The following is a 12406-nucleotide window of genomic DNA, read 5'->3' on the forward strand; positions in this document are numbered from 1 at the left end:
GGGACAGAAGGAGAAATCCTGTGACAGCGAGCGTTCCGGATCTTTTCGCCCGCCGGCTCATCCTAATCTGCTTGTTCGGTATTCGTCAGTTGTTAAATTCCGGGAGTAGCAGATGCTGGACGTGTTTTTTACCGTTGACGTAGAGGTCTGGTGTGGTGGATGGGATGACATTGATTCCAAGTTTCCAGATGCATTTCAGCGCTACATCTATGGTACTACATCGAGGGGCAGCTATGGTTTGCCGTATCAACTCCATCAGTTGCGGGAGCATGGTCTAACAGGAGTGTTTTTTGTCGAACCGCTTTTCTCGACCCGGTTTGGCCTGGACCCATTGACAGAAATCGTGGGTCTCGTTCAGGAACATGGGAATGAGGTACAGCTTCATCTGCATACCGAATGGGTGGATGAGTCGCGGCAGTCCTTGCTTGATAGCGTGACGGGCAAAAAGCAATTCTTGCGTTACTTTTCCCTGGAAGAGCAAACGACCCTGATTAAGGCTGGAGCAAGGCTGATCGAGGAGGCAGGGGGGCCATGCGTGAAAGCATTTCGTGCCGGGAGCTTCGGTTTCAACCGGGACACTCTGCGTGCACTTGCCAGAAACCATATTGCTTTCGATAGCAGCTACAACGCGAGCATGTTTGGACCGGATAGTGGAATTTCTCCCGGAGTCCCCCTTGTGGAACCTGTCGAGTTCGAAGGTATCTATGAGTATCCCATGACGGTCTTCCATAGCAGCGCCCGCTCGTTGCGCCATGTACAGTTGACTGCCTGTTCCTACCGGGAAATGGAAGGCTTGCTCTGGCAGGCATTGAGATCCGATCGCAGAGCATTTGTCATTCTTTCTCATAATTTTGAGTTGCTGAATGGTAGCATGACCCGGCCCGATGATATCGTGGTGAGCCGCTTCCGCAAATTATGCGCTTTTCTTGATCGCCATCGTGATTGCTTCCGGGTGAGGGGATTTGATGGATTGATCCCCAGTCTCGCATGCACTCAGCCGGCACCTCTGGTTTCCCCGGTCTGGAAAACCGGGCTGAGAATTCTGGAACAGGGTATACGGCGGGGTTTCGATTGAGTCATACCTGGCAATATCAGAAGGTGCCCATAAAGCTTCAGCTGGCCGATACTACACTGTTTACCTCCAGTCTTTGGTTGCAGGTACGCGAGGTGGGGCTCGATAATGAGGACCTGCCGGTCTCGGAATTGATACCGCCAGCCGACGCTCTTCAAGCGGATAGTCAAGGGTTTTTGATACGGCCGCTTCGTATTACGGGCGAACAGCCCGTGCTTGAAAAGCGGAACAGCTACCTTTGCTATGTTTCTTCGCGTTATCCGCGCTACTACATCGATATGCGGATGTCGTTTGTGGAATATAAGGCTAAATTTTCATCCAAGACGCGCTCGACGCTTAATCGCAAGGTCAGGAAATATGCTGATTATTGTGGGGGTGAGATTGAATGGAAAGTATACAGGGAAGCTGGCGAGATGCCGGAATTTTTTCGGCTGGCCCGCGCTGTTTCCAAAACGACTTATCAGGAAAAACTGCTTGACGCAGGTCTGCCCGATTCCGAGAAGTTTTTCCTGGAAATGGAGCAGCTTGCCCGGCAGGGTCGGGTGCGGGGATTCATTCTTTTTAATCAGAACCAACCTGTTTCTTATCTCTACTGTCCCATCACCAATGGCGTCGTGATCTACGCATTTCTCGGATACGACCCCGGCTACATGAATTTGTCCGTAGGCACGATTTTGCAGTGGCTTGCCCTGGAGCATCTGTTTGGGGAAAGTTCGTTTCGTTTTTTTGATTTTACCGAGGGACAGTCAGAGCATAAAAAGCTTTTCGCCACGGATAATGTTCAGTGCGCGAATGTTTTTTTTCTACGCAACGGTCTGCGCAACATGCTCTTGCTGCATGGTCAGAGGACGATGAATCATTTTAGCCAGGTAATTGGCGATAAACTGGCTCAATTCGGGCTCAAGTCGAAGGTGAAGAAAATGATGCGGTTCGGGATCTGATATCCGTGCATTTGGTATGGGGGTAATGACTGCATCAAAAGGCTGGCCAGTTTTTTCCGTAACTATTCCATGTTCCACATCTACAAGCATGAATGCAGGGATGAAATCTCAAAGTGACTTAATGATTTATTGGTTCGACTTGCCTGAATTACCTCAGTCAAAAATAGTCGCGCTATGATTCTTATTGTATAGATGTTATGTCAATAGCGGATATTTTATGCGCGTCGTAAAACGTATTTATTCAGCTTGGAGCCGGCATTCGCTCGGGACTCTTCCACAATTAATAGCAAAAAATTTTTTTTACTATCTAAAAGAACTGTTATCCGGACGTTTATTTAGAGAATCAGAAGAACAGAAATCGGAATTTGATGTTGCTTATGGCACCGAAACTGAAAAGATTCGCGAGATAGGTTCTTTGGACATTGCCTCGGAAAACGCGCGGTACGCTGTGCGTTATCAACCCTCGCCGCAAAATTTCGTAACAGAGATCATTCACGCGTTGCCAATTGATTACAACCAGTTCATCTTTATGGACTTTGGTGCTGGCAAAGGCCGGGTCTTGCTTATCGCCGCACAATTGCCGTTCGCCGCAGTTATAGGCATCGAGTTTTCTCGCGAGCTTTGTGCGGTTGCCATTGATAATATAAGCAAGATCGCTCCGAACAAGCGGATTGCAGGGCAAGTGGAGTGTTACTATAACGACGTAACACTCCACCCGCTACCGGGGTCGCCCTTGGTTTGCTATTTCTATAATCCTTTTGATCAGCTGATCATGCAGGCGGTGGTGGAGAGACTAGCATCAAGCCTCAAGGATAGGCCAAGGGAAATTTACATAATCTATATTCATCCCGAACATCGAGCTATATTCGATGCAGAGGCATATTGGGATGTTATCGATGAAAGTAACCATCACGTCATTTATCGCTCCCGTCTGGACAAGTTGCTGGAATGCAGACAATGAAAAAATTAATCAAGTGGATACTGCGCATTCTTTTCAGGGATTATCAATTCAATCGTATCTACTTCGTGGATTTGCCGACCTCGGATGCGAAATTTTCCGGCCAAATGTCGGGTATAGAGACTATCAGGTTAGTTGAATCACAAGAGCAGTTCGCCTCTTCTCTGGACCAGCAAATTCGTGACCACGCGTGGTATTTCGGCAAGTTCGCGTATGTTTATGGCATCTATATAGGAAATGAACTGGTCTGTGTATGTTCCTTTTGGATCGCTGGACATCCCAATATACCCAACAGATTCTCGGCACTGATAGAAAATGAAGCAGTTATGGTCGACTTATTGACCGCATCTAATTGTCGGGGAAAAGGCTACGCCTTAGCCATCACACGCTTTGCAGAAAACGATCTATTTCTCAAAGGTTATAATAGGCTGTGGACTTGGGTCTGGCACAGTAACACTCCATCCATTCGCGTATTTAACAAAGCTGGCTGGAACTACTCACATCTTTTGCTGGAATTTCAACTGTATGGCATGAGGGACTATCTGCGCTTCAAGTTACCAGCTTGGGGGGGTTAACCACCTTCTGTTGAAACAGAACTTCTGTTCACTCGCCGCCAAGCGCAACTCGCATAGTCAGTCGCAACAGCCAATCTGAAACCCGTGATTTGTCATCCGAGAGTTTCGCAATAGGCGATAACAGGTTTCTGAAATCGAAGTGGATACCAGTCTGCCCGCACAACGGGTTGTGCGAGTCTTGCAGCAACTCGAAACCTGCGGGGATTGCCCAAAGCGATACGGCTCGACAATGGCCCCGAACTGACCTCACAGCATCTTGCCAAGTGGTGCAAAGATAAGGGCATCGAACTGCGCTTTATCCAGCCGGGCAAACCGAATCAGAATGCTTTCATCGAGCGCTTCAATCGGTCCTGCCGGACCGAGGTACTCGACGGCTGGTTGTTCACCTCGCTTGATGAAGTGCGAGAGATCACACACCAGTGGCTGCAAAGCTATAACCAGGAACGACCCCATGACGCGCTGGGAAGCCTGCCCCCAGCTGTGTTCCGCGAGAAACTGCTCGCATGGGAAAACTCTACTTCTCAACTGTCTACTTGACGGGGAGCTTACGAACTGATCTCTGCTTGATCCGAAGTAAATACTCGTTACATACCGGTCTGGACACCCGCCGAAGATAAAAGCGGCGGCGATATCATGGACTGTTCCGAATTATGGCAGAGTGCTGCCTTGTCTGAACAAAAGGCGCCTCGGCGATCAATCCCGCGATCAGTAACAAATAAAACAGGAAACTGAGGCGGGGCTCGTCCCCCCAACTGTTCAAGACGCCGACGGCCAGGAAGGCCGTGAGCGACGCGCATAGTACCAGGCTCAATGGATCATTTCTCCATGCGTGCGGCAACCATCGGACGATCGCATAGACAATGAGTGCAAGGAAACAGAGCAGCCCAAACCAGCCCTGTTCAAAGAAAACACTTAAGTACATATTTTCCACATGCCATGGCAGGTATTCATCTGTCGAAAAAAACCAATGATGCATGCCATCGGAAAAATCACCATTATGCACCAAATTTTTTCCGGAGATATCCAGCAGTGTTACATTGTCCACATCCACTAAAGTGCCGGGTCGGCTGTTATAGAGTGATAATTTTACTGGTCGGGTGAGCCGGCTTCCCGGTGGTCCAAAATTCGTGGCATGAATTTGCATCTCAAAATGAGACCAATTCCTATCACCCGCATTACCTTGCAGCGGCACGCTCGCACAAGTATAAGAATAAAGCATTGCTTTTTCGCAGACCGTTGCGATCAGCGTCGGGTTTCCGGCCTTCGCGCGCAAATCCATTGACAGCGTATACCGTTGCTCTGCTACAACCGCTACGGTCTGCTCGAAATACAGGGGATCGCCACTGCCGAGTCGTAATAGGCTGTTCCCGTTTTCGTTGACAAACCCATAAGTGGTTGGGCGAGAGGGTGAGTTTGAATTCCAGAAATAGGCCGCTGGAAACGAGCCCAAGCCCATGCCAAAGAGCGATGCATTTTGCTTTCGAACAATGCTTATTACATCCGCCCAATGCGTGGTGCGTGCTCCAAGGTCTTGCTCTGCTGTTGCCCAACGTGTCTGACTATATTGTCCGCTGAAGATGGGCCATGTGATGACTGCCGCAACTCCGACAATCAGAATCACTGCTATCATGTTAGAAAAGCGATGCGAACGCCCATGTGCTGCAAGCTTCAGGAAGCCGAACAGCAGAACCAGGCTCGCCAATGCAAAAGCTACCTGGCCGCCACGGGAGAACGTCACCATCACACTATATCCCCCCAAGCTATACAGACCTACCGCCAATACCGTAACCCAGCCGCGGCGTTGCTCCCATGCAAGAAGTGCCACGAACGGCAATGCAGCTGTCAAAAAGGCTTCGATATAAGCTCCGCCAACATGCATGCCCGGGAAAGGCCCAGTGATACGATAGTCATTCTCGAAATTGAAAAGTCCCGGAAATGTGGCGCGTTCCCATAATACATAAGCTACCGTTCCTGCCAGCCCCAATGTCATTCCCAGGGCCAGACGGTTTATGGCGCGCACCGGCTCTTCCCACTGAAGTGCCAGCAGAGGCATAAAAGCCAGAACAAATAACAAACCTTTGACTGCCCGTAACGCATTATAAGAACTGATGTAGCTCGAGAAGGCGTTATGGTCGAGTGTCGCCAGCGGGAATAAGCCAATGACGAAGCTGATCGCTGCGGATAGTACAAAAAGGAAGAACAGCAAGCGCCCGAGTCTCCTCAACGAACGTTGCGGAGGCAACCTGGAGCCGAGCCTTAGATACCCCACCCCCAGGGTGACCAGGAGCACTGTATCAAACTCGGTCCAGAACAATCGGCCGCTCCAATGCGTTAGATCAAGTAGCGGTAACAAGGCGGGCACGCAGACGAGCCATAGGGCGGGCTGCCGCCAGATCAATGTTGCATATACGATAAGAGATAAAAAAACCCAGCCTGTGCTGAGCGGGGTCGTTATCGCAGCCCAGGTCGCGAAAACGATAGCAAGGACACCGACGGCCACTGTCCAATGAGGACGTTCCTTCGAGAGAAGCTGCTCAGCTCGAGGGATTTCCGCAAACTTCTCCAGAATCGGGGTCAAATAATGACGCGAGGCAATTTCCTCAGGCTTGAATCGCGCAGATGATGCCGGTGTGTCTGGTTGAGTGGTAGATAGTGCATGGAGCACGCGATATGCTCCCATCGCTGCCGCCACCGCTATCAGAATATTGGTCGGGTCTGGATGCTTTACAGTAATGAAGAGCTTGCCGGCTTCAATAATACATGCAACTATTCCAGCAACCAGTCCAGCAACGACTGTTCTCCGTTGGTGGTCTTGTTGCCACTCGCTCCGGAAACTGCTCCAGTGCCAGATCCATAAGCCTGCCCCGATAGGTAGATAGAGCGCAGCTTGAAATAACAGGCTTGCAAGCGCGGCTGTTTCAGTGGTGAAATAGTGATAGTAAAACGGTGTAAAGTGTATGTCTCCAAGCCTCTCCAAACCCTCGGATACTCCCAGTCGATCGCCCGAAAACCAGCCGTTCAACCACGCAAGCGCCCCAAGGGAGGGGAGGATACACAGGCCCAGTATCGGATTGATATATCGGCGCAGTGCGAGCCAATCCATACTTCTAGCAACCGGTATCAGTCCGGCCCCAAGCGCCAGGCCTGCTGCACGTGAGATAACTGAAGCTCCCTGACTGATGCCGGACGCAATCGTCAATTGCAGACTTTCGATCAAAACTCCCAGTATTGCGCCCGTAATTGCTGCGGAAAGAAGTAGGGAAGGCAGGTGATGTTGCCTAGGATGTCGAAAGATCAGGGCGGCCAGCGGTGCAACCAGCAGTGCCTCCGGGATGAGTCGTAAAAAGCACTTTTCACCGCAATTCGGCGCAAACACCCACCCAGCGGCCCCGGAAGCCAATTTGTCCCGCCACTCGTCGAAGGACAGTAGAAAATCATAAGGAAATAAGCTGAGTACTGCATACAACAGGGCGTATGTGATCAGCATACCCTCTCGTGCCTGTGTTCCTCCATTGGCAATCGTTCTTGGCAGATGCGTTAGGTGTTTCCCAATAACAGGCCAGAGCGCAATCCCTAATATCGAGCCGGCAAGCTCCGCAAAAATATCGTTCAGCGAGACGGTGCGAGGAGCAAAGAATTGCTGGATAAATTCCACGCCTAGCGCAACCGTCAATGAAAGCAGCAGCGACAACAGCATGCCGATCGACATTAACCGGGGTTGTCGATTTTCTCCGACCAGCCAACCGCAGAGCAGCAGTCCGAAAGGGATATATAAAAGCAGGTTGGCTACCAGGTCTGCACGGCTGGCTACTCCCAGTTTCAACAGCGGGATATGCTGAAAATTTGCCCATGCGGCGGAAAGCGAGAGACCATTCCAATGGAATGGAAGCAAGCTTCCATATACGATCATCGCCAGATAGATCAGGACAGGCCCAACAAGCGATGACGTGTTGAGCTGATATTGCGCTGTCGAGTTCATGGCGTTAGTCAATGATGTGGCTCAGAGAGAGAGGCGCATTTTTGTTCGACGCGTTCGATGCTGTAGGGCTAGAGTCTACTTCTGCGTAAGATCTTTGGCACGGTAAAATTCAGGCTTTATTTCCAGCTTCGGCATCCAGCGTTCCGGTTTACTTTGTATATTAGCGTAAGCACCGAAACGAACATCTTCCACCGCGCCATCGAAGTCTTTTTCCGAGTCAAGGTATAAACGTAACCGACCGGAATCAATGGGAGGAAATCGCCACTTGCCGGGCAGCAGGGCGAGATTCATTTGTCCGAGTGGCGCGAATGGCTTGATAAGAGATTCGCCCGCAGCCTGATATCTGCCAACGAAATTTCGCTTGCTCGGGTAGCCCGCTAAAGGTGCCCGAGCAAAAATGGCATTACCTTCTATCCAGTGCTGATCAGTTAAATCTTCTTTCCCAGCCGACAAACTGATACCGGTATCTCGCGCAATCACTGTATTGTAAAACACGCTGATTGCACGAGGAGTACCATTGTGAGGCTGGATGCGCACCGCATCGCCAGAGTGATTTACAAACACGTTATTGTACAGAGCAATGTTACCTTCACCCTGGAACAATGATTCGTGCGGATTCTGATAAAAGAAATTGCCATAGATGAGATAAAGATCATTTGACCCGGGGCCGGTAAGAGGCCAGTGGCCAACCAGTACATTCGGTCGGGCCCCCATTCTCGCTCCCCCACTTACCTTGCTGAAAACATTATGGCGAATAATCGTTGTGCTAGGTTCGTGCGGCATTCCCGGCAGCGCGGGACGAGGCGCCTGATGCTTGATCTGCAAGTTGTAGCCAATCGTGTCAACGATCAGATTGTGCTCGATCAAACCAGCCATAAACGGCGCGCGACCGTCGGAGTTGCCAAGGTAGAGCCCAGTGCCTGCGCCTTCGATGATATTTTTGCGTATTATCCAGTTCCAGGCCGGACATTTGGTGGAGATGGCGACGGTCTGCTGAGTATTGCCATGACCGCGCACGCGTAACCCCTCAAGGGTAATGTGATGTGCCCAGTCGGCATGTCCTTCGCATTTTACCCCGTCCACCGGTAAGTTATTTCCCTCGATGTCCAGATCACGAATGACAATATGATCGGAGTTGAGGATGCTGATGGTGTTGTGATCCGGTCGCGCCAGGAAGACCGGTCGGTTTTTTTCACTGGCTCCGCTAATCGTAATGCGTGCATCCGAGGTTCCATGAAGATGGTGGACTGGCAATCCCTCCTTATAATCTCCTGGCGCCAGTTGCAGGTGGTCGCCCGGCTTGAGTTCCTTCAGTAGCCCTCGATAATTGGAGGGCGTTCCCATATGCGTCGTGACCGCAGAAGCGGGCGCACATCCAGAAACGATGTGGGCGAGCATGCTCGCAAGCAGTAAAAAAAGGATGCGTCCTGGTTTCATCGTTACCTGTTGCAACTGTCCTGCCACCAATGCACCGTGAAGGCAATGCGATACATGCCGATCTCGGCGCACGAGATTGCAAATGCTTGCCTTTTTAGCTATAGTAAATGCAACTCTGTTGCAAATCCACAAATCCATTTTGATTGATCTCCAGAAAAAAGCCGAAGAGATGATCCGGCACCGCGGGGAGCGTATCACTCCCGGACGGATTCATATCCTTGCCATGCTACTATCGGAGCGGGGGGCTGTCACGCATCACGAAATTGAAGAGCGATTGAAGGGCAAACATCGGTTTGATCGGGTCACGCTCTATCGGGTGCTGGAGTGGCTGAATGAGAAAGGCTTTGTGCATCGGCTGGTGAGTGCGGATAGAGTCTGGCGTTTTCGTGCCAACATTTACGAACACTCGCAGCAACATGCTCACTTTGAATGCTTGCGTTGCACAAAGGTGGTTTGTCTCAATGACTTCGAGACTGCGCATGACTTTGCCCTGCCGGCGGGTTACCGCTCGCGGGAAGTTGAGCTGACCGTTAAAGGCCTGTGTGCCGAATGTGTCTGATTGATAAATCGTTGCTGATGCAGTAAAGACGCCGGAATGAATAGCGGTTGGTCGATAATGTTGCGTAAGCAATTATTTCTGGTTCTGCTGGCGCTCGCGCTGGGATGGGTGCCCGTCCTTCAGGCGGCGCATGCGTTGACTCACGTGGGGGAAATCACCCCAGGCGACATCGTTTCCGAGCTGGAAACGATGGAGGACGCCGCAGTCGAAGGTGTAACCCCTCCTGTGACTGAGGAGGCGGATGGCGAGGCCGACAATGACCGGCTTTGTCTCGACTGCCTTGCGCTGACAGGTTTCAGCGTTATTTTCTCTATCCTTGCAATTGTATTTTCGAGTCGGACAAGACGTCAGGCGCGTCTTTATCGAAAATCACAGCCTCTTTTCTTCAATTCTTATACCCCCTACTCCACGCGCGGTCCCCCCGCGCAAGCTTGGCGCGCATAGGCTACACAAGGCCACTGAGGGCCACTGGACGGTATTCTGTAAGGAGATTCTGATCGAGATCGTCAGGTGTTTACGATCGATCGGGCAGATATCCAGTAATCCAGTAAATCGATATTTATGCAGGGTGATAAGCATCCGACCATATCTGCCGCCCCTTTGCGGCGGTAAAGTCGCGTCACTCTGATTATCAGTTTCCCTGCCGGATTTAAGCAATCAACATGAGTTGTACAAATTGTGATTTTGTGTGCGGACCTGTTCTCGGTGCACATGGAGGGCCGAGGTCATACGCTGCATTGGCGATGGCCACGTTGCTGCTCGCGCTCAATGCATCCTCCGTTCAGGCTCAAAAAGCGGAGAAAATTGAGATACTCAATCCCGTAGTTGTCACCGCAACACCTTTTGAGGACCGCACTGAGCTGGATATAGCCCAACCCGTCTCTATAGTGAAGGGGGATGATTTACGGAGGAAACGCGAAGCCAGCCTGGGGGATACCCTTTCGCATGAACTGGGCGTGACATCAAGTTTTTTCGGACCCGGCGCCGGTCGTCCCATTATTCGCGGCCTCGATGGGCCACGCGTCAGGGTGCTGGAGAACGGCATCGGTACGCTCGATATCTCTTCAATCAGTCCGGACCACGCCGTTACTGCCGAATCTCTCAATGCGTCGCAGATCGAAATCCTCCGTGGCCCATCAACCCTGCTCTACGGCAGCGGTGCGTCGGGTGGCGTGGTCAACGTCGTGAACGGTCGTATTCCAAAACAACTGTTCAAGTCGATAAAAGGCAATATCGAAGCGCGTGGGAATACCGCTACCGAGGAGCGCGCCGGTGCCTTCAATGCAAGCGGAAGTATCGGGCAGGCGTCCTGGAGCGTCGGGGGGTTCAAGCGCAAAACCGATGATTACCATATTCCGGGACGCGCGAATGAGAGTGATCCCGGCAGCCGGAAAGGAATTGTCGAGAACAGCGCCATCAATTCCGGCGGCTTGTCAGGGGGTGGTTCATATGTCGGGGAAAGAGGCTTTGTAGGCGGCTCGATCTCCCGAATGGATAACGAATATGGTATCCCCGGACCGGAAGGCTCGAAGATCGATCTCAAACAGACGCGCTATGATTTGGCGGGTGAACTGGACAAACCCATGGCCGGTTTCGAGAAGCTCAAGGTGCGCATGGGTTACAACGACTACAAGCACAACGAGATCGAAAGCACGGGTGAAATTGCGACCCGTTTCAAGAACCGGGGGCTGGAGAGTCGGGCCGAACTCTCGCATTCTGCTGTGGCAAACTGGAAAGGCGTATTCGGCGTGCAGTTTCGTGATCGACATTTTTCCGCCTTGGGCGAGGAGACCGTGGTACCCGTTACCAATTCGCATTCGGTAGGGATGTTTCTGGTGGAAGAACGTAATTGGGATCGATGGCGCCTGGAACTCGGCGGTCGCGGCGAGTACGCAGCCCAGAATCCCAAAGATGGTCATCCGTCACGTTCCTTTGGTCTCTACAATGTCTCCGCCGGGGTTTTGTGGAAATTCCTGGATGGCTATGGATTGTCATTGACCGGCATCCGCGGTCAGCGCGCGCCCTCGACAGAGGAGCTGTATATTCATGGCGCACACCATGGAACCGCCACCTTCCAGAGCGGAAATAATGAATTGAGAAGCGAGACCACAAACAATGTCGACCTGGCATTGCGCAAGACCAGTGGTATGGTGACGTGGAAGATCAATATATTCCATAACTGGATCGGCAATTATATTTTCGTCCGAAGTGCAGACACGAATGGAGACGGTGTAGCTGATCGCGTGGACCATGAAGGGATGCTGGACCCCGCGGGCGAGTTTCTGGTGCAGAACTTTGCACAAGGCGGGGCCCGATTTTACGGTGCCGAAGCAGAAACCGTTCTCACGTTGAAGCCGAACGAAATCGATCTGCGCCTGTTCGCGGATTACGTGCGGGGAAAACTCAATAACGGAGGCAACGTGCCGCGCATCACGCCGTTACGCTTCGGCCTGGAATTCAATCACAGAACCGGCCCCTGGACATCGAATATAAGTGCAACCCGCGTGATGCGCCAGAATGATCTGGCGGAACTGGAGACAAGCACGCCCGGGTATACGATGGTGAACATGGAGGTAAGTTACCGCATCAAGAAGACGCGCTCCAACGGTATTCGAATCTTCCTCCAGGGCAGAAACCTGCTCGATGAAGAAATGCGTGTTCATACCTCTTTCCTGAAGAATTTCGCACCGCTACCGGGCAGGGCGCTCGTCGGTGGGCTGAGAGGGGAGTTTTAGCAGGCAGAGCAGTTCCGACAGGCGGTCAGAGCTGATTCAGGGCACTGTACTATAGTATGAATATGACGACTTCGGTTGACAGTTTTGATAAATTGAAACTGTTTTCAGGAGTTGTTCATGAATCTACAGGCACAAAGAGATATATCCCGC

General features: G+C 51.5%; 9 protein-coding genes and 1 pseudogene. 8 read left to right on the plus strand and 2 right to left on the minus strand.

The annotated features are described in order from the left end of the window. Window positions 1-112: 112 nt before the first annotated feature. The 5 genes and pseudogenes from BMY01_RS11570 to BMY01_RS11590 all read left to right on the plus strand — a co-directional run. Window positions 113-1075: a polysaccharide deacetylase family protein gene (locus tag BMY01_RS11570; RefSeq protein WP_074747310.1), complete on the plus strand. Its 963-nt coding sequence runs from the start codon at window positions 113-115 to the stop codon at window positions 1073-1075. Between the two features lie 23 nt (window positions 1076-1098). Continuing rightward, window positions 1099-2013 (plus strand): GNAT family N-acetyltransferase, encoded by a 915-nt coding sequence (locus tag BMY01_RS11575; protein WP_254772712.1) that lies wholly within the window; start codon window positions 1099-1101, stop codon window positions 2011-2013. Between the two features lie 217 nt (window positions 2014-2230). After that, window positions 2231-2974: a class I SAM-dependent methyltransferase gene (locus BMY01_RS11580; protein WP_074747315.1), complete on the plus strand. Its 744-nt coding sequence runs from the start codon at window positions 2231-2233 to the stop codon at window positions 2972-2974. Next, window positions 2971-3546, plus strand: a complete 576-nt coding sequence (locus tag BMY01_RS11585) for a GNAT family N-acetyltransferase (RefSeq protein ID WP_074747318.1) — start codon at window positions 2971-2973, stop codon at window positions 3544-3546. The genes BMY01_RS11580 and BMY01_RS11585 overlap by 4 nt, the downstream gene beginning before the upstream one ends. A 133-nt stretch (window positions 3547-3679) precedes the next feature. After that, window positions 3680-4083, plus strand: a pseudogene (locus BMY01_RS11590) (transposase); the annotation flags it as partial. Between the two features lie 94 nt (window positions 4084-4177). Here BMY01_RS11590 and BMY01_RS11595 read toward each other — a convergent pair. Continuing rightward, window positions 4178-7525, minus strand: coding sequence for a VanZ family protein (locus BMY01_RS11595; protein ID WP_074747324.1), 3348 nt, complete (start codon window positions 7523-7525; stop codon window positions 4178-4180). A gap of 75 nt (window positions 7526-7600) precedes the next feature. After that, entirely contained in the window at window positions 7601-9034 is a 1434-nt protein-coding gene (locus tag BMY01_RS11600) for a right-handed parallel beta-helix repeat-containing protein (RefSeq protein WP_254772714.1), read from the minus strand. A gap of 10 nt (window positions 9035-9044) precedes the next feature. Here BMY01_RS11600 and BMY01_RS11605 point away from each other — a divergent pair, with 10 nt between their 5' ends. The 3 genes from BMY01_RS11605 to BMY01_RS11615 all read left to right on the plus strand — a co-directional run bounded on the left by BMY01_RS11605 (window position 9045) and on the right by BMY01_RS11615 (window position 12256). Continuing rightward, on the plus strand, window positions 9045-9521 hold the full coding sequence (locus BMY01_RS11605) for a Fur family transcriptional regulator (protein ID WP_175463253.1): 477 nt from the start codon (window positions 9045-9047) through the stop codon (window positions 9519-9521). A 57-nt stretch (window positions 9522-9578) separates the two neighbouring features. Continuing rightward, on the plus strand, window positions 9579-9965 hold the full coding sequence (locus tag BMY01_RS11610; protein ID WP_074747327.1) for a hypothetical protein: 387 nt from the start codon (window positions 9579-9581) through the stop codon (window positions 9963-9965). 218 nt (window positions 9966-10183) lie between these two features. Continuing rightward, window positions 10184-12256, plus strand: coding sequence for a TonB-dependent receptor (locus BMY01_RS11615; protein ID WP_074747330.1), 2073 nt, complete (start codon window positions 10184-10186; stop codon window positions 12254-12256). Window positions 12257-12406: the final 150 nt, after the last annotated feature.

The organism is Nitrosospira multiformis (assembly GCF_900110185.1).
Taxonomy (GTDB): domain Bacteria; phylum Pseudomonadota; class Gammaproteobacteria; order Burkholderiales; family Nitrosomonadaceae; genus Nitrosospira; species Nitrosospira multiformis_A.

Excerpts from the sequence above, each read along its gene's own strand:
- BMY01_RS11570 (WP_074747310.1), top strand. The coding sequence starts at position 113 with ATGCTGGACGTGTTTTTTACCGTTGACGTAGAGGTCTGGTGTGGTGGA.
- BMY01_RS11580 (WP_074747315.1), top strand. The coding sequence starts at position 2,231 with ATGCGCGTCGTAAAACGTATTTATTCAGCTTGGAGCCGGCATTCGCTC.
- BMY01_RS11585 (WP_074747318.1), top strand. The coding sequence starts at position 2,971 with ATGAAAAAATTAATCAAGTGGATACTGCGCATTCTTTTCAGGGATTAT.
- BMY01_RS11595 (WP_074747324.1), bottom strand. The coding sequence starts at position 7,525 with ATGAACTCGACAGCGCAATATCAGCTCAACACGTCATCGCTTGTTGGG.
- BMY01_RS11605 (WP_175463253.1), top strand. The coding sequence starts at position 9,045 with ATGCTTGCCTTTTTAGCTATAGTAAATGCAACTCTGTTGCAAATCCAC.
- BMY01_RS11610 (WP_074747327.1), top strand. The coding sequence starts at position 9,579 with ATGTTGCGTAAGCAATTATTTCTGGTTCTGCTGGCGCTCGCGCTGGGA.
- BMY01_RS11615 (WP_074747330.1), top strand. The coding sequence starts at position 10,184 with ATGAGTTGTACAAATTGTGATTTTGTGTGCGGACCTGTTCTCGGTGCA.